Annotated in this window: 14 protein-coding genes; 13 read left to right on the top strand and 1 reads right to left on the bottom strand. The window is 44.4% G+C overall.

Translation table 11 applies throughout. From position 1 onward, the window contains the following. The first annotated feature begins 3 nt into the window (after window positions 1-3). From GJU87_RS01625 to GJU87_RS01675, 11 genes are all read left to right on the top strand, one after another. A complete protein-coding gene (locus GJU87_RS01625) occupies window positions 4-1,881 on the top strand; it encodes a RagB/SusD family nutrient uptake outer membrane protein (protein ID WP_153637913.1) in 1,878 nt (625 codons plus the stop codon). 5 nt (window positions 1,882-1,886) lie between these two features. Then, window positions 1,887-2,588 (top strand): DUF3823 domain-containing protein, encoded by a 702-nt coding sequence (locus tag GJU87_RS01630; RefSeq protein WP_153637914.1) that lies wholly within the window; start codon window positions 1,887-1,889, stop codon window positions 2,586-2,588. A gap of 175 nt (window positions 2,589-2,763) precedes the next feature. Next, window positions 2,764-5,211, top strand: a complete 2,448-nt coding sequence (locus GJU87_RS01635; RefSeq protein ID WP_228491806.1) for a glutaminase family protein — start codon at window positions 2,764-2,766, stop codon at window positions 5,209-5,211. 409 nt (window positions 5,212-5,620) lie between these two features. Beyond that, window positions 5,621-7,462, top strand: coding sequence for a beta-L-arabinofuranosidase domain-containing protein (locus tag GJU87_RS01640; RefSeq protein WP_228491807.1), 1,842 nt, complete (start codon window positions 5,621-5,623; stop codon window positions 7,460-7,462). 158 nt (window positions 7,463-7,620) lie between these two features. Beyond that, on the top strand, window positions 7,621-8,700 hold the full coding sequence (locus GJU87_RS01645; protein ID WP_228491808.1) for a family 43 glycosylhydrolase: 1,080 nt from the start codon (window positions 7,621-7,623) through the stop codon (window positions 8,698-8,700). Between the two features lie 119 nt (window positions 8,701-8,819). After that, on the top strand, window positions 8,820-9,878 hold the full coding sequence (locus GJU87_RS01650; RefSeq protein ID WP_153637917.1) for a 1,4-beta-xylanase: 1,059 nt from the start codon (window positions 8,820-8,822) through the stop codon (window positions 9,876-9,878). 70 nt (window positions 9,879-9,948) lie between these two features. Beyond that, complete coding sequence (locus GJU87_RS01655; RefSeq protein WP_153637918.1) at window positions 9,949-11,574, top strand: arylsulfatase; 1,626 nt, start codon at window positions 9,949-9,951, stop codon at window positions 11,572-11,574. Between the two features lie 148 nt (window positions 11,575-11,722). Then, complete coding sequence (locus GJU87_RS01660) at window positions 11,723-12,682, top strand: glycoside hydrolase family 43 protein (RefSeq protein ID WP_153637919.1); 960 nt, start codon at window positions 11,723-11,725, stop codon at window positions 12,680-12,682. Between the two features lie 69 nt (window positions 12,683-12,751). After that, entirely contained in the window at window positions 12,752-14,599 is a 1,848-nt protein-coding gene (locus tag GJU87_RS01665; RefSeq protein ID WP_153637920.1) for a glycoside hydrolase family 2 protein, read from the top strand. Window positions 14,600-14,699: 100 nt separating this feature from the next. Then, the gene (locus tag GJU87_RS01670; protein ID WP_153637921.1) at window positions 14,700-15,677 is read left to right on the top strand and encodes a glycoside hydrolase family 43 protein; all 978 of its coding nucleotides are present in this window, start codon (window positions 14,700-14,702) and stop codon (window positions 15,675-15,677) included. 106 nt (window positions 15,678-15,783) lie between these two features. Further along, a complete protein-coding gene (locus GJU87_RS01675; protein WP_153637922.1) occupies window positions 15,784-16,932 on the top strand; it encodes an aldose epimerase family protein in 1,149 nt (382 codons plus the stop codon). A gap of 710 nt (window positions 16,933-17,642) precedes the next feature. Here the strand turns inward: GJU87_RS01675 and GJU87_RS01680 are convergent. Beyond that, window positions 17,643-20,141: a DNA-binding transcriptional activator gene (locus tag GJU87_RS01680; RefSeq protein ID WP_153637923.1), complete on the bottom strand. Its 2,499-nt coding sequence runs from the start codon at window positions 20,139-20,141 to the stop codon at window positions 17,643-17,645. Window positions 20,142-20,421: 280 nt separating this feature from the next. Here GJU87_RS01680 and GJU87_RS01685 point away from each other — a divergent pair, with 280 nt between their 5' ends. Together GJU87_RS01685 and GJU87_RS01690 are read left to right on the top strand one after the other, a co-directional pair. Then, window positions 20,422-22,251, top strand: a complete 1,830-nt coding sequence (locus GJU87_RS01685) for a collagen binding domain-containing protein (protein ID WP_153637924.1) — start codon at window positions 20,422-20,424, stop codon at window positions 22,249-22,251. Between the two features lie 18 nt (window positions 22,252-22,269). Next, window positions 22,270-23,724 carry a glycoside hydrolase family 76 protein gene (locus GJU87_RS01690; RefSeq protein ID WP_153637925.1) on the top strand — a complete coding sequence of 485 codons (1,455 nt, stop codon included), beginning with the start codon at window positions 22,270-22,272 and terminating at the stop codon, window positions 23,722-23,724. Window positions 23,725-23,741: the final 17 nt, after the last annotated feature.

Consider the following 23,741-nt stretch of genomic DNA (forward strand, 5'->3'; position numbering starts at 1 on the left):
AAAATGAAAAAATATATTTCAATATTGTTGTTATCCTTGGCTTTCGTCTGGGGATGTGATGATAAAGCTTTCCTGGACCGGGAACCTACGAATATTTTGATAGACGATCAGGTATGGACTGATAAAAGCCTTATACTTTCAGTAGTTGCCGATTTATATGACCGAATTCCGGAGTATCAAACCATCGAGAATTGGTGGAATTATGCTGATTTTGACGAAGGATTTGGTTCGGCGAACGGAGATTATTGGCGAAGTAAAAATAATGATTGGGGCTACGGAGAATGGTCGTTATGGAATTACAATTACATCCGGGAGATTAATCTTTTTATCCAAAAAGCTGAATCAGATCTTACCAATAGCTTAGCTCCGGCCGATAAAGCCCGGTTTATTGCAGAAGGACGTTTCTTGAGAGCAACGGCTTATTTTGAGTTAGTGAAACGCATGGGAGGAGTGCCGCTTATTCTGGAACCACTTACTTATGACTTTAGTGGGGACCCTTCCTACTTGCAATATCCGCGAGCTAAAGAATCGGAAGTGTATGATTTTATTCTTAGTGAACTCGATGCGATAAAAAAGGATCTTCCCAATGATGTGAATATTAAAGGGAGAGCCACTCAAGGGTTAATTTTGGCGATGGAATCAAGGGTAGCTCTCTATGCTGGCTCTATAGCGAAATACGGGGCGAACACACCTAATGTTACTTTGTCTGGCGGTGAAGTTGGCATTCCGGCTAATATGGCTACCAGTTATTACCAAAAAGCTCTTAGTGCCGCGGAAGAACTAATCAATAGCGGAACTTATGCTCTGTATCAGAAAAAAGAAAATCTGTCTGAGAACTTTGCCAGTCTTTTCATTGATAAGAATGCTAATCCGGAAGTTATTTTTGTAAAAGATTTTAAACTTCAGAGTGGTAAGGTCGAGCCATTTACATTGCAAAACCAACCATGGTCCGGAGCCGAGGATCTGGAAGGGGGACGGCTGAATCCTTCTTTAAATCTGGTCCAATCTTTTGAAAAATTGGATAATACGTTTGAAACTTTCCAGACAAATACAGCAGATGGTAACTTTATCTATTACGATAATCCAAGTGATATTTTTGCTGGCCGCGACGCTCGGCTTGCGGGAACCGTAATGATTCCCGGCTCTAAATACAAAGGGAAAGATCTGGATATCTGGGCCGGTTATATGCAGGCCGATGGGGCGATTATTACCGGAGATACATATGGTGCTCGTAAGGAACTTCCCAATGGAGAAGTAGCTCAGGTGGTCGGCTTTGACGGACCTATTGATGGTTTGGAGTTTACCGCTCAGACAGGATTTTACGTAAGGAAGTTTATGGACACAGCAGCAGGTTCTGGTCAACGTGGGTTAAACAGCGAGGTATGGTGGGTGCGCTACCGACTTGCAGAGGTTTACTTAAATGCTGCTGAAGCTGCATTTGAACTGGGGCAACCTGAAAAAGCTGCGACCTATATGGATGTTGTTCGGAGAAGAGCAGGATTTAAAACTGACTTAACAGCAGCAGATATGACTTTCGATCGTATCGTTCATGAACGGAAGGTTGAATTGGCTTTTGAAGGCCATGAACTCTGGGATATGAAGCGGTGGCGTTTGGCTCATATTGTCTGGAATGGAGAATCATTGCCGCTTACAACAAAACCATGGAAAGCTGATGAAGTAAGTAACCGGGTATTTGGCTTATGGCCTTACAAATATTATGCGCCCGGGGATCCAAATGACGGCAAATATGTTTATGTTCAACACTTGCCTGCTCAGGTGACGGGTGCAGATAGATTCCGTTTAGGTAATTATTATTCGAAAATCAGCGATGAAATTTTGAATAACAATCCACAAATTGTTAGAAATCCTAATCAAAACTAAAGAAAATGATCAAGTTCAAATTTATAATACTACTGGGGATTGTAGCTGCATTTCTTTCAGCATGTGAATATGACAACTATTCAGAACCCCAATCCTATTTAAAAGGAAATATTGTATATAACGGAGAACCTATTAATGTAAGCTATAATGATGTCACTTTTCAGTTGTGGGAACCTGGTTGGCAAAAGAGCTATCCCATCGATGTCGTAGTAAATCAGGATGGCGCTTATTCTGCATTGCTTTTCAATGCCAAATACAAACTGGTTATTCCTTCCTCACAAGGACCTTTCAGGAATAAAGTTAATGCAGAAACCGGTTCTGATACTATTATCGTAGACTTAAAAGGAAGTCAGAATATGGATATAGAGGTAGAACCATATTACATGGTCCGAAATCCTCAGTTTTCAGTCTCGGGAAGAGATTTGACGGCTAGATTTAAAGCAGAAAAGATTATTACTGATGCGGATGCACGGGATATCGAGCGGGTTGATTTATATGTCAATAAAACGCAGTTTGTTGATTTTAGAGCCAATGTTGCAACCGCAGAAATAGCAGGGGGAGATGTATCAGATCCCAATTCTATCAATATGACTGTGACAGTACCGGACTTGGTTCCAACGCAAAATTATGTTTATGCACGTGTTGGGATTAAGATTGTAGGTGTTGAGGATATGATCTTTTCTCCTGTTCAAAAGGTGGAATTTTAAGATTTTGTTTTTTTTAGGGACTGTTCAGGAGCAACGTTAACCTGATCAGTCCCTCTTTATTCTTCGGAATATTTCTCAGTTATTGTAATAAGACAAACCAAGATATAGTATGTTTCGCATTGGTCAATTAATATCCCTATTATCAATAGGATTTATGTTTGTAGCTGGCATAGCAATGAAGAAAGCGGGTGCGCAACCTATTGCTACATCTTTCCGTGCACCTGCCTACCCACTGGTGACTGTTGATCCATACACCAGTGCCTGGAGTGAAACCGATACGCTCTATAATAGCCCGATCCGTCACTGGACGGGAAAAACTCATTCCCTCATTGGGGCTATCCGCGTTGATGGTGAGGTGTACCGGTTTATGGGAAAAGAGGACATCCCTTGGGTTGCCATTTTGCCTATGGCAAAAGAAGAACCATGGGAGGGGAAGTATACCATGCAGAAGCCGGAGACTGGCTGGGAGCAAAAAAACTTTTCAGAAGCCGGTTGGAAGTCGGGTAGAGCCGCGTTCGGCACTTCCGGGATGCCTACTTTGTCTACTCTATGGGAAACCAAAGATATTTGGGTTCGTCGTGATTTTCAGTTACCCTCAGAATTACCGGCAAATGATATCTATTTGATTTACTCACATGATGATAACTTCGAACTTTACCTGAACGGAAAAAAGCTGGTGGATACCGGTTACAGTTGGAAAAACAATGTGGTACTGAAATTGGATAAGAATTTGCTTGTTCCCGGAGGTCAAAATGTAATTGCAGCCCATTGTCATAACAGAACCGGCGGTGCTTATGTCGATTTCGGCCTTTATCGTGAAAACAGCCAGTCGGAAATATTTACCCGTACGGCGTTCCAGGATAGTGTGGCTTTGTCTGCAACACAGACCTACTATGGTTTTACTTGCGGACCGGTAAATCTCGGACTTACTTTTACTGCTCCGTTGCTGCCCAGTGATCTGGATTTGCTCTCACGTCCCATCGATTATATTAATTATCAGGTCCGTTCGAACGATGGAAAAGAACATCAGGTACAGCTTTATTTTGAAATGACTCCCCAATGGGCGGTAAATGAAGTAAGTCAGGAGATTCGGGTATCCCGGGGAAAAACCGGCAATATCTCCTATTTGAAAGCAGGAACTACAGAGCAGCCAATTCTTCAGAAGAAGGGTGATGATGTGCGAATTGATTGGGGGTATGTGTACCTGGCTACCAGCGGTAATCCTCAATCTTCGATGTCAATCGGAAATTATTTTGAGACGAAAAAAGCGTTTGTTAAGAATGGAGCCATTCCTGTCGGAAAGCAGGAGCTTACAGCAAAAATGACACGAAATATGCCCGCGATGGCCTGTGAAGAGAAGCTTGGAAAGGTTTTCAACCAGCCGGTGAAGGGATTTTTGATGATTGGCTACAACGATATTGAATCCATTCAGTACTTCGGACAGAATTTGAAAGCATGGTGGACCAGGAACGGCAAGGTCTCTATGGGGGATGCCCTGCAGGCTGCTGCAGCAGAGCATGAACAAGTGCTCGACAGCTGTGCAAAGTTCGATAATCAACTGTGGAAAGAAGCCTTTTTAACAGGAGGAAAAGAGTATGCCGACCTGTGCGTTCTGGCTTTTAGCCAGTCGATAGCAGCACACAAACTAACGCGGGATCCGAAAGGCAATATTTTGTTTTTGTCGAAAGAAAATTTCAGCAACGGTTCTATCGGAACAGTTGATGTGACCTACCCCTCGGCACCATTGTTCCTGAAATACAACCCGGAACTGTTGAAGGGGATGTTGAACCCTATCTTTTATTTTTCGGAGAGTGGAAAATGGACCAAGCCCTTTGCCGCTCATGATGTGGGGACCTATCCAAAGGCCAACGGGCAGACCTATGGCGGCGATATGCCGGTAGAGGAGAGCGGAAATATGGTTATCCTGACAGCTGCCATTGCACAAATGGAAGGTAATGCGGAATATGCGAAGAAACACTGGAAGGTATTGACTATCTGGGCCAATTATCTTATGGATAAGGGGATGGACCCGGAAAACCAATTGTGTACCGATGATTTTGCAGGTCATTTTGCCCACAATACCAACCTGTCGATTAAGGCCATCATGGGAATTGCCTGCTATGGCAAGCTGGCAGGAATACTGGGGGAAGCATCTACAGCTAAAAAATACACTGAGGCGGCTAAAGCAATGGCCCGGAAATGGATGCAGATGGCCAATGACGGTGATCATTACCGTCTTACCTTTGATAAACCGGATACCTGGAGTCAGAAATACAACCTGGTTTGGAACAGGATTTTGCATCTGAACATCTTTCCTCCTGAGGTTGCACAGAAAGAGGTGGCCTATTATCTGACCAAACTGAATCCATATGGTTTGCCGCTTGACAGCCGAAAAACTTACACAAAAGCCGATTGGGAAGTGTGGACTGCTACCCTGGCGGAAAATCAGCAGGATTTTGAGAAGCTCATCTCGGGTCTATACCGGTTTGTAACCGAAACTCCGGACCGGGTTCCAATGAGTGACTGGTACGAAACCATAAATGCGAAAAAGGTTGGATTTCAGGCGCGTTCGGTCGTTGGTGGATATTTTATTAAAATGTTGGAACAAAAAGAGAAAAAATAACCAATGCTCCAGGGCGAGATGAAGCCGACAATTTCTGATTCGTAGTATACTGCTGATTAGTAGTCAGGTTTATTGATGGATAAATAAGCCCGGGTTTGTTTTTTGACTGATAGGGACCCTGTATTCTTACAAGGGGTACAGAGCCCCAACAGTTTTAATTATTGTAGACGAAACAAAGTAGCCAAAGAGAAAAATTATGAAGCAAGCTATCTGTTATATGAGTTTGTTATTGTTCCTATCATTCAGCCTTTCGGGCTGTCATGATAGGAGAGATAACACCAATGTTCATGTAATTACCAAACCTGTAACGAGTGCTCGAAATACTTTTTATCCCGGTAATCGGAAACCTCTGATTCCTGCATCATTTATCAAATTACCCTTAGGAAGCATACATCCTAAGGGGTGGATTTTGAAATGGCTTGAACTTCAGAAGAACGGGTTATGCGGGCATTTGGGGGAGATTAGTGCCTGGCTCGAAAAAGACAATAATGCCTGGTTGTCAGAAGGAGGTGATCATGGCTGGGAGGAGGTACCCTATTGGCTTCGCGGTTACTCCGATATGGCCTTTATATTTGACGACCCGGCCATGAAGAAGGAGACGATGATTTGGATAAATGCGATTCTCAAAAGTCAAAAGGAAAATGGCTGGTTTGGGCCGGAAGTTCGCTCGGACAATGGCAACCTGGATTTTTGGCCTAACATGGTTGTATTGTTCACGTTGCAGAATTATTATGAATATACCCACGACGTACGTGTTATTCCCTTCATGACGAAATATTTCCGATTTGAATTGGCTGTGCCGGATAAAGAGTTTCTTTCCAGCTATTGGGAAAACAGCAGGGGCGGAGATAATTTGTATAGTGTTTACTGGCTTTACAATCTTACGGGGGATAAATTCCTGCTGGATCTGGCCCAGAAAATTCATCGTAATACGGCGAACTGGGAACAGGAATCAACGCTTCCAAACTGGCACAATGTGAATATCGCCGAATGCTTCCGTGAACCTGCAACTTACTATATGCAAACAGGTGATTCGGATGATTTAAAGGCAACATACAATGATTACTTTTTGATTCGCAGAACCTTTGGACAGGTTCCCGGAGGCATGTTTGGTGCCGACGAAAATGCCAGAATGGGGTACATCGATCCGAGACAGGGAACAGAAACTTGTGGCTTTGCTGAGCAGATGACCTCAGATGGAATATTAACACGAATTACCGGGGACCCAATGTGGGCGGATAATTGTGAGGATGTACTTTTCAACAGTTTTCCTGCTGCTTTCACGCCCGATATGAAAGCGCTTCGTTACATTACTTGTCCTAATCAGGTCACAGCTGATGACAAAAACCATTCGCCCGGGATTGCAAACAATGGTCCTTTTCTGGCGATGAATCCGTTCAGTAGCCGCTGTTGCCAGCACAATCATGGTCATGCACTTCCGTATTACCTGGAGAACCTGGTGATGGCCAGTAATGACAATGGTTTGGCGGCAGTTATGTACAACGCCTGTGTAACTAAAGCGAAGGTCGGAGACGGAACGGAGGTGACACTTACTGAGGACACCCATTATCCCTTTGAACAGGAGGTGCGTTTTACCCTTAATACTCCTCAAAAAGTGAGCTTCCCGATTTATTTGCGTATCCCCGGATGGTGTGAACAAGCTTCGGTTCTGATCAATGGAAAGCAGGTAACGGCCAGTGCTTCCCCCGATGCCTTCATTCGAATTGAACGGGAATGGAGCAATAATGACCAAATCAAGCTTGAATTGCCCATGAGGCTGTCATGCCGCACCTGGCAGGTTAATCAAAATAGTGTTTCTGTAAACTACGGCCCTTTGACATTTTCGTTGAAAATAGCTGAAAAATACAAGAAGATTAGTAACACAAAATCCGCTATTGGCGATTCCAAATGGCAGAAAACAGCTGATCCGCAAAAATGGCCGGCCTATGAAATAGAACCGGGAAGTCCCTGGAACTACGGATTAGTGTTGGACAAAAACGATCTCTCCGCATCGTTGAAAATTGTTCATAAGAAGTGGCCGAAGGATGATTTCCCATTTACTTTATCTGCTGTGCCAATTGAAATTCGGGCGAGAGGGCAGCGAATTCCCTCCTGGGGCATTGATCAGTATGGATTGGCAGCTGTGCTGCCTTCTTACCCTGTTGACGTTCAAACACCGGTGGAGAATATCACATTGATACCTATGGGGGCGGCCCGTTTGCGTATCTCGGCATTTCCTTCGTTGAATTAGCCAGTGAAAATGTTTTTCTGACACAGAAATATGTAAGGCTGACGTTTAGAAGAAATCAGTTGTACGGTTTCTTTTATCCTATCGTAAAGAGCGTTATCGATTAACGAGGAGAGACTAATATTTATTTAGCGCTCCTCCTGTAATACCTTAAATGACAAATGATGAGAAAGAAATTGCTAATTATTCTGTTTTTCGAACTCGCGTTTTTTACAGGCTGCAACGAATCACCAGTTTTTGCAGAGCCGCAGGTGAAAACAACCTTTACCAACCCCGTTTGGGATGGGGCAGACCCTTGGATGACCAGGCATGGAGGTCATTATATTTACTGTTACTCCGTTAATAATACGATCGTCGTTTCTCGCTCAAAATATATGACGCGTTGGGGCAAATTAAAAACAATATGGCGTGCACCCTCAAGCGGTTGGAACAGTAACTGTGTCTGGGCTCCGGAGATTCATTTCTTCGATGGGCATTGGTACGTTTACTATGCCGCCGGTGTTTCCGGACCGCCTTTTATTCATCAAAGGACCGGAGTATTGCGTTCGGCTACAGATGATGTTTTCAGCGACTATGAGGATATGGGAATGCTTTATACCGGAGATAATCCGGATAATTCTGGTAGCAACATCTGGGCGATTGATATGACTGTACTTGAACACCAGGGAAAGCTATATGCGATTTGGTCGGGTTGGGAAAAGCAAATGGATACGGATGCTACATCGCAGAATCTATATATATCCGAGATGAAGAATCCGTATACCATGAAAGGGAAACGTGTACTGTTATCATCTCCGGAAGAAAGCTGGGAAACGGGCGGTCCTCTTAATTTGAATGAGGGACCGGAAATATTGAAGCATGGCAACCAGATTTTCATTGTTTATTCGTGCCGTGAATCCTGGTTGGTAGATTATCGTTTGGGAATGTTGCAACTAATGAATCCCGACGGTAACGTACTCGATCCTTCCAATTGGAAGAAAAAGGGTCCGGTATTTCATGGAACTTCGAAGGTTTATGGAGTGGGGCACTGTTCTTTTGTAAAGTCACCCGATGGGACTGAGGACTGGATTGTTTATCATTCGAAGAAAAGTTCCTCTCCGGGATGGGACCGCGATGTTCGTATGCAATCTTTTACCTGGAATGTCGACGGAACTCCACATTTTGGTGTCCCGGTTCCCACGGGAAAAGAGATTAGCCGTCCTTCAGGAGAGGTGGCAATTGAACAGGCTGAAACGAAATAGACTCAAAACTGATTTGAGCATGTTTATTCTTTAAAATTTGTCATTAAACAATCGAATAAAAACTAATAATCCATTCAATAATGAAAAGGCAAATCTATTATCTGTTAATAATAACGCCAATGATATTTGCAGCTTGCCGCAGTACAACGCAAAAGAAAAAGTTGATTGTTACTGTCCAGAAAATCTGGGCGCAACAGGAGGCCAATCAGTGGGAACTGGAAAATGGCTGGCTGCGAGGGTGTGATTTTATTCCCAGTACAGCTGTGAATCAGCTGGAAATGTGGCAGGAATCGACCTTTGATACAACCACTATCGATCGGGAGTTGGGATGGGCGGAGGACATTGGTATGAACTGTATGCGTGTGTACCTTCATCATCTGGCATGGCAGGAAAATAAAGTCGGATTTAAGGACCGAATGAACCAGTACCTAACAATCGCTCACCGACATGGTATCAAGACGATTTTTGTATTCTTCGACGATTGCTGGAACGCAACCTATCATGCAGGCAAACAACCGGCTCCGAAACCGGGAGTTCACAATTCCGGCTGGGTTCGGGATCCGGGTGATCTGTTGTTCCGGAAACCGGAATTAATTAATACTTTACATGCATATGTGAAAGATATCCTCACAACCTTTGGGAATGATGATCGCGTTGCTATCTGGGATTTATACAATGAGCCGGGTAATTCAGGATATGGAAACAGGTCGCTTCCTTTGCTGAAAAAAGTTTTTCAGTGGGGATGGGAGGTACGACCAAGTCAGCCTCTGACTGCCGGAGTATGGAACCGTTCTTTGTCCCGGTTAAATACTTATCAGGTTAATCATTCCGATATTGTAACCTATCATAACTATGAAGGCCCTGAAAATCATCAAGCCGCGATTGACACGTTGGAAGACTATGATCGTCCTCTCGTTTGTACCGAATATATGGCTCGGCGCAACAACAGCTTATTTAAGAATATCATGCCATTGCTGAAGAAAGAACACATCGGCGCTATCAATTGGGGCCTGGTTACCGGCAAAACCAATACAAAATATGCGTGGGATGAACCAATTCCTGATGGTTCCGACCCCAAGCTATGGTTTCACGACATATTCCGCCAGGACGGAACACCATACAAGCAAGATGAGGTTGACCTGATCATGAGTCTGACGAAAAGCAATCAAGGCATTTGATTTTGCACTGCTGGAAAATGGTGTTATGGTAGGAGCCGTTTAATTTTCTCGGGGAAAAATACTGTATATAATGAATCATCTAAAAGCAATACAGCTGTTAGCGCTTGGAGGACTGATATTTTCTGGGTGCACCAGTGATACTAAAAAGGTAGAGCGTCCAAATATCTTGTTAATTATGTTGGATGACTCTGGTTATTCGGATTTGGGGTGCTATGGAGGTGAGATCCAGACTCCGAATATCAACCAGCTGGCATCTGCGGGAGTTCGTTTTACCCAGATGCATAACTGCGCCCGTTGCTGTCCCACGCGTGCTTCGTTGCTGACCGGACTTTATGCCCAGGCCGCCGGAATTAACGGGATGGGCGTCAACCTGAACCGGAATGCGGCAACGATTGCGGAGGTTTTAAAGGATAATGGTTATCATACGGGCATGGCCGGGAAGTGGCATCTGTCGCAAACCAAACCACTGCCGGACCGTAATGAACAGCTCCGCTGGCTGGCCCATCGGACAGATCACGGACCGTTTGCTCCTTTGCAGAGCTACCCGTGCAACCGGGGTTTCGAGGATCACTGGGGAGTCATCTGGGGAGTGGTTGACTACTATGACCCTTTCAGCCTGGTGCATAACGAGGAGCCGATCAAGACGGTTCCGGACAGCTTTTATATGACGGACTTTATTACGCAGAAGTCCATCGAGATGCTGGACAGTTATAAGAAGGATAATAAACCGTTCTTTTTGTACGTGGCGGAAGATGCCCCTCACTGGCCGCTGATGGCGCCGGAAAAGGATATTGCGAAATACCGAGACACGTATAAGGAGGGATGGGAAGTATTACGCAGGGAGCGTTACCGGAGGATGGTTCAGATGGGACTCATCGACAGTACAATGTACCCGTTACCAATGAACTCCTCGGGACAGAGTTGGGCAGACTGTAAGAAGAAGGCCTATGAATCCGCCTGTATGTCGGTGCACGCTGCGATGGTGGACCATGTGGACCAGGGAGTGGGCAAAATCATCGCTGCTTTGAAGAAAAATGGTCAGTATGAGAATACGATCATTTTTGTATTGTCAGATAACGGGGCCTCATACGAGCGGGGTTATCCGCCGGGTTTTGACCGCCCCGGTTTCACGCGCGATTCAACCATCATCGAATATAACTCGGACCATCCGGGGCCGGAAACCACGTGGAACTATATCGGACGGGCATGGGCCAGCGCATCGAATACACCTTTTCGTTACTGGAAGAAGGAGTCATATGAAGGCGGAAGTGCCACACCTTTTATCGTAAACTGGCCGGCTAAACTTAGCGGACTTGCCGGTACGTTGAATCGCGGAGTCGCACATGTAATCGATATCCTGCCGACCTGCCTGGAGGTGGCCGGGGCTACTTACCCAGACAGTATCAACGGAACGAAGACCCCTAAACTGGACGGGAAGAGCCTGATGCCATTGATTCTCGGAAAAACGCAGGTGCTGCATGATACGTTGTACTGGGAGCATGAAGGGGGACGGGCCATTCGCATCGGCGACTGGAAGATGTCTGCCCTTTCTCGTCATTCCTGGGAGCTGTTCAATCTGACTTCAGATCACACAGAGACCCATGATCTGTCTGCAAAGTATCCCGAAAAGGTCAAAGAGATGAATCAAGCCTGGGAAAAATGGGCTGTATCGGAAGGAATAAACTCTAAACATTAAAATATAGCTATGCCCCTGTAGCTTTTCAATAAATTTTTCTGTAAACCAAACATGTAGTACGTTTTCTTTTCATAGATGTTGGAAAAATGGCCCCTCTATTTGAGGAGGGGCCATCTTGAAAAGTATTCAGGAGGTTAAAATTTAGACCATGGCGAGATTATTTAGTATCCTGTTTGTTTCAGCATTACTGCAATGTGTAAACACCCTTGTTTCGGCTCAGGAACCTGTGAAAATGGGAGATCCGTTTATTTTAAACGACCGGGGAACTTACTATATGTACGGTACATCAGATGCTCAAGAGGGGATAAAAGTATACCGGTCCAAAAATTTAAATGATTGGACCGGACCTGTAGGGGCAACCGGTGGTTTTGCTTTGGTAAAAAGTGATGTATGGGGAGAGAAAGGGTTCTGGGCTCCCGAAGTGTATCATTTGGATAACCGGTATTATATGTTCTTTTGCGCCGAAGAGCACATTGCTGTGGCTACAAGCAATAGTCCTCTCGGGCCGTTTGTGCAGGAAGTAAAAAAGCCTTTGATATCAACAAAGGCAATTGATCCTCATATGTTTATAGACAATGGACATAAATATCTTTATTATGTGGCCTTTACCAATGGAAACGTAATTTGGAGATGTGAGCTGAATGACGACCTTCAATCCGTTAAAGAAAATACCGTTCGGAAATGCTTCGGAGCATCCCAAAAATGGGAACTAAGTAGGAAGAAGCCCGTTGCCAGGGTGAATGAAGGCCCCTTCATGCTAAAGCACAACAATAGCTACTATCTGGTTTATTCGGCCAACCATTTTGCCAACCCTGATTATAGCATCGGTTATGCAACGGCACCAAAGCCGACGGGGCCCTGGACAAAATACAAAGGAAACCCCATTGTTTCATCAACTGATAAGATAACCGGTCCCGGGCATTGTGGCTTCTTCAGAGACCGGAAGGGGAACCTGTACATTGTTTATCATTCCCATTTCAGTGCTGCACAACTCAGTCCCCGTATTGTACATATCAACCGGTGTGAATTTATTCCAAACCCGGACGGAGGACCTGATCTGCTGAAAATAAGGCCACCGAAAATAAAGATTCGACACCGTAAGCAATAATCTGCAGATATAGCTAACCTGTATCTCAAAAGGAATACAAACGGAGAAGATAATTTAACAATGAATAATATGAAAGCTAAACTGACGATTGTAATCTTGATTTTTAGCCTCCCGTTGTTGGCACAAAACTGGACACCTGCCGGAAGCAGGATAAAAACCAGGTGGGCTGCAACAGTCACCCCTGAAAATGTATGGAAAGAATACCCGCGGCCCCAGTTCGAGCGTTCGGACTGGATGTCGCTGAACGGGTTGTGGAAGTATGCCATATTGAAGGATGACAAGGTCGAACCCCGGAAATTTCAGGGCAATATTTTGGTGCCGTTTTGCATCGAATCTTCCCTGTCGGGTGTTGGACGTTCTTTCTTACCCGACGATAGGCTCTGGTACAAGCGTCGTTTTACCATTCCTTCCGGTTGGAAAGGAAAGAGCGTTATCCTGAATTTCGAAGCGGTGGATTATTCAACAACGGTTTATGTCAACGGCCTTTTGATTGGTTCGCACAAGGGGGGCTACGACCGTTTTTCATTTGACATTACTAAGTATTTAAGTAAAAAAGGACCTAATGAGTTAGTGGTAACCGTAACCGATCCAACCAATACCGGTTCGCAGCCCCGGGGTAAACAGCAACTTTCGCAGGAAGGTATCTGGTATACCCCGGTGAGTGGCATCTGGCAAACTGTCTGGCTCGAAGCCGTTTCGCGTGAAGCATATCTTCAGGAAGTAAAAACGACGCCGGACATTGATGCCAAAACGGTTTCGGTCATTCCGATGCTGAATAAACCATTGAAACCGGTATACAACGTTCAAATTGCCATTTCGTTAAATGGAAAAGAGGTCGCCAAACAGGAGGTGAAGGCAGACAAAGAAGCGGTTATTGATATTGAAAGTCCCCAACTTTGGTCGCCGGACCACCCGGTATTGTACCACATGGATTTGACGCTCACTAACCGTTTGGGTGAAGTGTTGGATCATGTGAAAAGCTATTTTGGAATGCGAAAGATCAGTCTGGGCGACAAAGGTGGGAATAAGTACCTCTTCCTGAACAATAAGCCGTTGTTCCAGTACGGACCGCTGGATCAGGGCTGGTGGCCCGATGGTTTGTACACACCGCCGTCCGATGAGGCCATGAAATACGATATTGAAGTGACCAAAGAGATGGGCTTCAATATGATCCGGAAACACATCAAGGTAGAGCCGGCCCGCTGGTATTACTATTGCGACAAACTGGGGATGCTGGTCTGGCAGGACATGCCCTCCGGGATGGTGGTTATCGGGGAAGAAGGCAAAAAGCGGCCGGTAGATGTTCAGCATATTTCCCCCGATAGCCGGGATCTGGAAGTCCGGACGGCCCATGCAGAAGACTATGAACATGAACTACGGCGGATGATTGATTTGCACTACAATTCGCCGTCCATTGTCGTATGGGTTCCTTTCAACGAAGGTTGGGGGCAGTATGCTACGTGCAGAATTGCCGGGATGGTCAGGGAACTCGATCCGACGCGCCTCGTGGATGCCGTTACGGGGTGGGCTCTGCGTCCTTGCGGCGATATGTATGATATACACACTTATCAGAAAGAAGTACATGTTCCGCCGGTATCGCTCAACCGGGCTTCGGTGATTGGCGAATTCGGAGGTATCGGGTATCCGGTAAAGGGGCACTTATGGAACCCGGATACAGGAAATTGGGGATATCAAACATATCACTCGGCAGACGAACTGCTCAGGAATTACATCGCAAAATTCAATCAGATTGTTGAAATGGAGAAAACGAAAGGTTTGTCGGCAGCAGTTTACACGCAGACTACCGATGTGGAAGGAGAGGTTAACGGTTTGATGACTTACGACCGGAAGGTGATCAAAATACCGGTGGATACATTGAAAAAAATTCATTCAGTATTGTTTGAAAAGCAGAAGTAAATGGGCTGCGAAAGAGATTTTTTCACAGATAGCAAACAAGAAGCTCTTCCGTCGATTTGAGAGAGCTTATCTTTAAGCAATCCTTCAAATAACTACCATTATGAAGATTAGTAGTGTATGTTTAATTTTCTTTTTGTTTATTGGACATTTGGCTGCACAGCAGCCCCGTATGTCGGGAAATCCCATAATTAAAGGGTGGTATGCTGATCCGGAGGGAACCATCTTTGGGAACCAATATTGGATCTATCCCACTTATTCTGCACCGTATGATGAGCAGGTCTTTCTGGATGCATTCTCCTCACCAAATTTGGTTGACTGGCAAAAACATCCGCGCATTATAGATACGTCAGCGGTAAAATGGGCACACAGGGCGATGTGGGCACCGGCTATTGTAAAAAAGGATAACCATTATTTCCTGTTTTTTGCAGCTAACGATATTCAGCATAGTGACCAGGAAGGGGGTATTGGAATTGGCATTTCTGATCGACCGGATGGACCTTACAAAGATTATCTGGGGAAACCGTTACTGAATAAATTTCATCATGGTGCTCAACCGATTGATCAGTTCGTATTTCATGATAAAGATGGTCGGTATTACCTGATTTACGGTGGTTGGGGGCATTGCAATATCGCACGGCTGAAGGATGATTTTACCGGCTTTCTTCCTTTTAAGGATGGGATAGTTTTCAAAGAGATAACACCTGAGGACTACGTTGAGGGACCTGATATGTTCGTTCGTCACGGAAAGTATTACTTTATGTGGTCCGAAGGCGGTTGGGGCGGACCAAATTACCGGGTAGCCTATGCCATGGCTGATTCTCCTTTCGGACCTTTTAAGCGGATTGGAGTGATACTGAAACAAGACCCTCATGTAGCAACCGGCGCAGGTCATCATTCTGTCATAAAAATCCCTGGGAAAGATGAATGGTACATCGTTTATCATCGCAGGCCATTGGGTGAGACGGACGCCAATCACCGGGTTACTTGTATTGACCGAATGTATTTTGATGCCCGTGGATTTATTGTTCCGGTAAAAATAACCCGGGAAGGTGTCGCTGAAAGAGATTTATCAAAATAAGGTAAGCATCGACTTGATCTCGTATCCGATTGGAGATTTTAAGGACGAGATGCAAGGGACGTTCCAATGAAAAAGCATTTATTATCAACTCACAAACCATAGAGACATGAAACTAACGAAATACCTGTTAGCAGTGGCGACAGTAGGATTTTTACTGGGAGGCTGCAGTCAGGAGAAAAAAAGTACAACGACTTGTGCCCATCTGGATGTCAAAAATTTTCAAAGAGTTATAAATGGTGAGAAGACAGATCTTTATTTTCTGCACAATGGCGATTTGACGACTGCTATTACCAATTATGGCGGCCGTATTGTGAGTTTATGCGCTCCGGACCGGGATGGGCAAAAAGCTGATGTTGTATTAGGTTTCGATAATCTTGACAGTTATATCAAGTCGCACGAACCTTTTTACGGAGCTCTGATTGGCCGGGTTGGAAACCGGATTGCCAAAGGGCGGTTTACCCTTGATGGGGTGACATATACACTGCCACTGAATAACGGTGTGAATCATCTTCACGGAGGCCCGGGAGGTTTTCACAATGAAGTATGGAGCGTAAAATCGAAAACGGACAGTTCGCTGGTGCTCGGTTACTTCTCGAAAGACGGGGAAATGGGCTATCCGGGCAATCTGACCGTCGAAGTAACCTACACGCTGACCTGGAATAATGCTTTGCGTATTGACTATCGGGCTACCACGGATAAAGCGACACCGGTGAATCTGACCAATCATGCTTTCTACAACCTGGCGGGAGAAGGTAGCGGAACGATCAATAACCAGTTGTTGACTATCAACGCTGACGATTACACTCCGGTGGATTCAACAATGATACCTTTTGGGAAAAATGAACCGGTTGAAGGTACCCCATTCGATTTCCGAAAGGCAAAGCCCATTGGTCAGGATTTACCGAAACAGGCTACAAACGAGCAATTGAAGAACGGTCGGGGATACGATCACAATTTTGTATTGAATAAGACAGCGGATGGCGAAATGAGTTGGGCGGCAACTGTTTTTGATCCTTCCAGCGGAAGAAAGATGGATATCTTTACTGAAGAGCCCGGTTTGCAGTTCTATGGAGGTAATTTCATGGACGGAAGCGATATAGGTAAATCGGGTAAACACTACAACTATCGGAATGCATTTGCCTTGGAAACGCAACATTTCCCGGATTCTCCAAATCATCCTGATTTTCCCTCTGTCATTCTGCGTCCGGGAGAGGTTTACCAAACTTCATCGATTTATCGGTTTAGCGTAGAGTGAGAGGCATATGCTGAAACTGAAAAAGAAGATATTTTTTATCCTGAATGCGTTATCTATTCCTTACCGTTCAGTGCTGCGTCGCATAAGAATTTGAGCCGGGCAAAATCTGGTCGCCGGTTGGTAAACCGGTGGCCAGAGCCCTGAAGGGCGAATGCAAAAAACGAAAAGCTTTAAAGCTTGATATAGCGCGATCTCGAACCCCTTTGCGATCCCTGTTTTCCGAAGCGCATCTCAACTCCGCGCGATGAAGAACTTTACGCCGAAAGATGAAGAACTTTCTATGTGAAGATGAAGAAGTTTCCTGACAAAGATGAAGAACTTTCTCTGGGGAGATGAAGAAGAAAATCCGGCGAGATGCTCATAGCAAACTCATGAGATGAACTTCGTGCAGTAATATGAAGCGCATCGCAAAACTGATAGAACAAAAACGCATTGGGAATAACTATCTGCAGCAGTTTTCCCCAATGCGTTCTCTTTTATAAATTATTTTGTTAATCAATCAGGTTTGATGACCAATTAAGATGAGAGCGAAGCAAGGTAGTACATCGGATCGACTGACCATTATCTGTTCAATTGAAGAAAATGATTCACCATGGCAAAAATCAAGGTGAATAATGCAGCTATAACGGTGATGATACCGATTGCCCATCGTTTACTGATATCGTTTTCAACAAACGCTGTTGCAACCAGTGTTTCGTGATTTATCCTTGTTAACTCAAAGATTTTAATGAATGTGGGAAGTCGGTTCCCATGATGTTTTTATACTCAATGACAAAAGCCTGGTATTTTATCATGGCTTCCTCGGTCATTTTGAGTCTTTGCATTGCTTTTATCTGGTAGCTCAGCACGGTGCTGTTGAGCGGATCGATGCCGAATAGTGCCTCGGCAAGATCAATCGTTGTTTGGTACGCTTCTGCATGAAACGACTTCTCAATTTCGAGGAGAAGGATGGGTTCCAGCTTCTGTTCCATTTTCTCTTTAAATGAGTCATAGAGTTCATGATCGGAATGCTTTAGGAATTTGCCACGGGTAATAATTCCAATTAGTTCTTCCCTTGATTCGTCAAAATCATGGTTCGAAATGAGCTCGAGACACCGAACATAATCGCAATAGAATTCGTTTGTTTGAATGATTTTGAAACAACCTTTTTCGTAGATCAGCTCAATCCCATCAAGTTCACCCAGTGCTTTCCGCAGGTTGTTAATGGTTACTCCCCTTGAGTTTTTTACGTTCGCTGCAGGGCGCCCCGGCCATAAAACGTTGCTTAAGCGTTGCGAGGTAATTCCGCCTTCAGCGCTATATTGCAAAATCAAACAGAAGACTTGCTTCAGTTTGGCACTGAATAGGTAAGTAATATCCTTATTATTCCTGTTGCGGACCATAAAGTCACCAAACAAATAGATTGAATTGGGTTTTGTTAAGGCTTTTACTTTTCCATCAGCATCATGCAGAGTGGCAAGTCCGGCTTCGTTTGCTTTCCGACGCTGCCGAATTTTTTTATTCACTAAATAAACAATGCCCAAAACAGAAATGCTTGCAAGAATAATCATCCACATGGCAGCAATACTCATCCCTTTCTTTGAATAGCTTTTTATTTCGTCTGCAGTAATTGGGGGAAAGGCGAGTGAATAGATCTTCAGGTCGGAAGCAATGTCATCGTCAAATTCCTGGACCGTTGCATATAGGTTGTTCAGTTGGTCGTCGTAGTATAAATTTGCATTGGTCGTGATTTTATCGGAATGTATCGGGATGGAGTCTCCCAGCACTTCGTTGCTCCCGTCTATCAACGAAAAACGGTATAGTTTCAAATAAGAGTTTGAGAAATGTTCCGGGTAACATAAGGTATAGAAACACGAATCATTTAAAACGATCATGCCCCGCACGGGAACAACATTGTCTTTATTCCACGGTATCTGCCAACATTTGGTGATTTTTTTTGTGTTGAGATCGACCTTGTAGAGATCATAGTAATATCTCCTGCCAACGGTTTGTTGCCCTGATTCGTTTCCCATTCCTCCAAAAATGTAAACGGAATTCTTTTCTTTTAAATAACCAACGGAGGAGAAATAACGTGGTGACAGGAAGTCTCCAGAAAAACCATCCCGGTTTCTCCATTCCTTATTTTCGATATCGTACGTGAAAAATTTTTTGCTGTAGTGCATACTTCCAAATCCACCGAAAATCGTGTATTGTTGTTTATCCGGATCGAAAAAAGAACCGTGATGGTGTAATTGCGTTGGAAGCTGTTGAGAAGTCTCCGGTGTCCATTGGTAAGTGTTTAGGTCGAGACTGGCAACGGTCGCTCCATGGTATTGGCCTTCATAAAAAACTTCATAAGAATAAAGCTTGTCGTTTTTTACATCAATGAAGTTCGTGCCAAGGATGAGCTTTACCGGACATTTCTTATCAAAAACTTTTATTTCTGTTTTGCCCGACCTTACATTATAAATATATATCGAATCGTCGTTGAAATAATAAAATTCCTTCTTCTTTGGATTGTAGTTGGTGCCTGCTACCGATTTTGATTTAAACGAGGTTTTATATCTCCAGTGGTAGGAGTCGTTGATCAGCCATTCAGGATTGGTCACTTTCCCGATTGCTTGGCCTTTTTTGTTATAAACGATTGAACCTTCACTCTCTTTTAACGGAAAGATGTATTTCTCGTTATTGCCAATGGATAAATCTTTTATAGCAAAAGAAGGGACATCAATAATATGATCGCTTTTCCCGAAAAGAACGATGGGGTAGTAAGTATTCGGAAGGTCAACATTGCCGATGCCAAATTTTCGGTTATGGATGGTCAGTTTTATGGAGTCGTTTACCAAGTCGAAAGAAAGCTTCATTTTAAACCAGTGGAGGTTAATTAGCTCTTTTCTAGCAATTCTGGCATAAATGAGGTTGTCTTTTCCTTCTTCGTTGAACTCGAATTTATAATCATCGCCCTGCGCATCGTAATACAGATTATAGATTCGGTTACTCTTTTCGTTTTTAATTCGGATAATGTAGCCAATTTCAGTGGTTGGGTAAAGTGAGATATTAAATTCAATATCGAACTTATTCGTGAAACTTACACTTCTCGTTCCAAAAACATTGTATGATGTCCGTTGAACTATTGGTTTTTCGCCACCATGAAACTTTAATCCTCCCAACAAGGATTTATTCAACGGCAGGAGTACCGATAGCAAAAATACAAGCGCATACAACCTCATTGATAAGTCACACTTTTAACGAAATCCGGGAACAAAGGTATTAAAAAATCCGGCAGCATGAGCGGTATGAATTTTAGGCTTGTGATTATTCCCTCGGTCGGAGGATTATGGGTTAGATTAATAAATTTTTGTTCGTTTTAACCCGATTTTAACCCATATTTTAACCACCATCCGATAACATTTGCAGCGACTAAAAAGAAATCCTGAATGACAGTTTTGGCTTGAGCAAACTGGTTTTTGCTCCCGGGACTGGACATGTTTTAACCTAATTTAATAAAATATGAAGCTAATTGAATTCTTAAAAGCATTTGCTTTCGCTGCATTGCTGGGTACAATTATCGTATCAGTTAGTTCTTGTAACAAGAATGACGGCCCACAGGGGCCCGTGTTTGGAACAGTAACAGGTACTGTTACCGATGAAAGTGGTCAACCTGTATCCGATGTGCAAGTAACTATTACGGGAGTAAACGAAGACGACATTGTTGTTACGACGGCTGCAGATGGAACCTATACTGCAGAAAACGTATCGTTGACGGTACATGCTGTAAAATTTGCAAAAGATGGTTGGTTAGCGGTTAGCGTTACCGTTAATGCCGACAAGTTTGTGGATGGTATAGCTAACGCCAGTGTTTCAATGGTAAACGCCTCGGCCAGCATTACCGGTACCGTTATCGATGCTAAAAATGGCGGAACTCCGCTTGAAGGAGTGACTGTGAGTCTGGGAGTTGATAACGATGTGGTTACCGGTGCCGACGGTAGCTTTTCAATCAATAATTTAATTATTGACGACTATACAGTAACATTCACTAAAGCAAACTATGTCACAATTACAAAAGCGATTACTCCGGAAAGCTTTGTTAATGGCGTGGTGAGCCTGAACATTGAAATGGGGGCACAGGAGGTGCTTCGTGGCCTGACTGCGGAAGACTTAATGAGCGCCGATAAATGGTACTACAATGAATATCGCGGAGGTGGCAATGCCGATGCCTATCCTCACTGGGACTGGGCCTGCGACTACATGTGTTCGCTCACTTTTTGGGGAAACTGGCAAGAACAATGGGAAGGTACCACCTTGCGTATTCGTAACGACGGGGACCAACAAAACAATCCAGCCGACATGGATGTATTCGACTCTTACACCTATGGAAGTAAGTTGATCACTGAAGATAATAAAATCATGTCTTTGCGAATCCGTACGCACAATGCGGACGATGCAAGTCCTGCCTATTATGGTGTGCAGGTCGTCGACCTCTCTGAAGCGCAACCGGTTGCCGTGAAGGTGGGTGAGACGAAAACCTGGGGATCGGGTGATTACACCGATGTTGAGTTTGACCTAAGTGACTATGTTGGCAAAGAAGTGATCATCGCAATTGGTATCTATCGTCACGAAACGGGCGATTACTGGAAGCAACTAGTCTTGAGAGCGATTCGTTTTTCCGACCAAAAAGTTGAAGGAACAGGATGGTTACCAGGGGATGAAGCTGTAGCAGGTTGGAAATTGCCAATGGGAACAGTTCGTTCGACCATGCCACAGACAAAATATTCTTTTACAGGTATCAGTCCGATCAGTGCAGGAAGGGATGTCAGCATGACGGATGGATATCCGGCGGCCTATCAGGCATGGCGGGCTGTAGCCCACGTAGCAGCGGAGTGGTCGTTCGTTCCTTTGAGAAAAGACCCTGAAGTATTTCCATCGGAAGGTTACATCATTAAAACACGTAATACTGCAGACGTTGATACCAAAGTCCCGGAGTCCTACTTGTATGCGAAATTCTCAATCGCCTCTGGACACGATCAGCTAACGTTTAGCACCCGTAACTTCGGAGACAATTATACATTCTTCAAAATTACCGCCATTCAAAACGACGGAACGGTCACAAATGTCATCCCAACTTCCAACACTGCTCAGCAAGCAGAAGAAGCTGCAGACGGATGCATGAAGTTTAAACACGGTGACGGTGGTGCCGGAAACCCTGAAGGCTATGCTTCGTTCGTGTACGATTTGTCGCAGTTTGATGGTAAAGACGTAACCATTGTGCTGGGAGTATATAACGGAGCTGCTAATACCGGTGAGAATAAGCTGGTGATACACTCGATTGAATTGAACTAGAAATAGATAGGAAATAGAATGAAAATTTTCAAAACTATTCTCGCTACATATGCCTTGGTTTTACTTTTAACCTCGGCGTGTAGCGAGACTACATCGGATAGCGATCCGGATGGACCAAATCCGCCGGCGGAGGGGACGAGCACATCAGTAGAGAATCTCCAGCGAGCGATGGAGCTAACGGACAATGCTGTTGAAGCCCATTTCACTGGAGCCGGAATGGCCATGGCCAGGTATTATAACCCCTACACCAAGGGACGTTCAGAAGAGAAAGGAAGTGTCTGGATGTACACCAGTGCAATTGAGGCCGTTAATGCGATCCTCCGTGGGCTCGAAGCTCAAAAGGAAAACGGCGATGCAACGCTTTATAGCGACAACTTTCAGCATTACTCGGAATTGTTGCACCAACTGTATGAAAACGCGGATTATTATCTCGGAACTTTTGAGCTGACATCATACACTCAAACCAGGGAATGGTCGGTGTATGGTGTTAATCGTAACAACGCAAAAGGTTCTGCGGATGTGAGCGGCATTCTAAACGTTTACGACGATCAAATGTGGCTGATCCGTGAGTTAATTGAGGCATACAGAAATACGGATAACGAGGAGTATTTGATGAAGGCCGAATACTTGACCCAATACGTTCTGGATGGTTGGGATTGTACCCTCGATGCCAACGGAAACGAAATTGGCGGTATTACCTGGGGCCCCGGTTACGTAACCAAACACTCGTGCAGCAACGGGCCAATGGTCAGCCCCCTGGTGTGGTTGTCGGAATTATATAAAGATAAGGCAGATGTGATTACCTCTCATTACGTTGACTCTTCTGATAAAGAGACCCGCAAAACCAGACAGGTTAATAAAAGTGAGTACTACCTAAACTTTGCAAAGAAAATCTACGCCTGGCAGAAAAAATATTTACTGCGGGCGGATGGGGTATACAATGATATGATGGGAGGGTGTTCTCCCGGCAGTCCTGAAACTGAGACGGTGAATGGGACGGTATACCGTAAGGGTATTTCTTGTCGAGATCAGGTTGGACCAGCTATCAGCTACAACAGCGGAACAATGCTTTCGGGAGCCGCAGACTTGTACCGGGTTACCGGAGATGACCAGTATTTGACTGATGGAAGAAGACTGGCGGATGCGAGCTTTACTTACTTTGCTAAACCCGGACAAACCTTATCCGGCTACTACACCTATGATATTAGCGGTTTTAATGACTGGTTCAACGGCGTGCTGATGCGGGGTTATGTTGCTCTTTTTCCAGCGTATGGCAATGTGGCAAATTACATTGATAGTTTCCAGAAAAATCTCGACTATGGGTATGAGAACTTCCTTTACAACGGGTTTCTTCCCACAAACTTGTTGGTAGGCTGGAGTTACGATAATAATAAAAACAATACTGAAGCCATGTTCAATTTTGCTTTTTCTGCTGAATATGCAGTACTATCCCGATATGAACTGGAGAAATAACACTAAACAAATTTAAT

It is taken from the genome of Prolixibacter sp. NT017 (genome assembly GCF_009617875.1).
Taxonomy (GTDB): domain Bacteria; phylum Bacteroidota; class Bacteroidia; order Bacteroidales; family Prolixibacteraceae; genus Prolixibacter.

Bases quoted from the DNA above. Each gene is read 5' to 3' on its own strand.
- GJU87_RS01625 (WP_153637913.1), top strand. From the start codon at position 4: ATGAAAAAATATATTTCAATATTGTTGTTATCCTTGGCTTTCGTCTGG.
- GJU87_RS01685 (WP_153637924.1), top strand. From the start codon at position 20,422: ATGAAGCTAATTGAATTCTTAAAAGCATTTGCTTTCGCTGCATTGCTG.
- GJU87_RS01690 (WP_153637925.1), top strand. From the start codon at position 22,270: ATGAAAATTTTCAAAACTATTCTCGCTACATATGCCTTGGTTTTACTT.
- GJU87_RS01665 (WP_153637920.1), top strand. From the start codon at position 12,752: ATGAAAGCTAAACTGACGATTGTAATCTTGATTTTTAGCCTCCCGTTG.
- GJU87_RS01655 (WP_153637918.1), top strand. From the start codon at position 9,949: ATGAATCATCTAAAAGCAATACAGCTGTTAGCGCTTGGAGGACTGATA.
- GJU87_RS01670 (WP_153637921.1), top strand. From the start codon at position 14,700: ATGAAGATTAGTAGTGTATGTTTAATTTTCTTTTTGTTTATTGGACAT.
- GJU87_RS01675 (WP_153637922.1), top strand. From the start codon at position 15,784: ATGAAACTAACGAAATACCTGTTAGCAGTGGCGACAGTAGGATTTTTA.
- GJU87_RS01645 (WP_228491808.1), top strand. From the start codon at position 7,621: ATGATGAGAAAGAAATTGCTAATTATTCTGTTTTTCGAACTCGCGTTT.
- GJU87_RS01660 (WP_153637919.1), top strand. From the start codon at position 11,723: ATGGCGAGATTATTTAGTATCCTGTTTGTTTCAGCATTACTGCAATGT.
- GJU87_RS01635 (WP_228491806.1), top strand. From the start codon at position 2,764: ATGAAGAAAGCGGGTGCGCAACCTATTGCTACATCTTTCCGTGCACCT.
- GJU87_RS01680 (WP_153637923.1), bottom strand. From the start codon at position 20,141: ATGAGGTTGTATGCGCTTGTATTTTTGCTATCGGTACTCCTGCCGTTG.
- GJU87_RS01630 (WP_153637914.1), top strand. From the start codon at position 1,887: ATGATCAAGTTCAAATTTATAATACTACTGGGGATTGTAGCTGCATTT.
- GJU87_RS01650 (WP_153637917.1), top strand. From the start codon at position 8,820: ATGATATTTGCAGCTTGCCGCAGTACAACGCAAAAGAAAAAGTTGATT.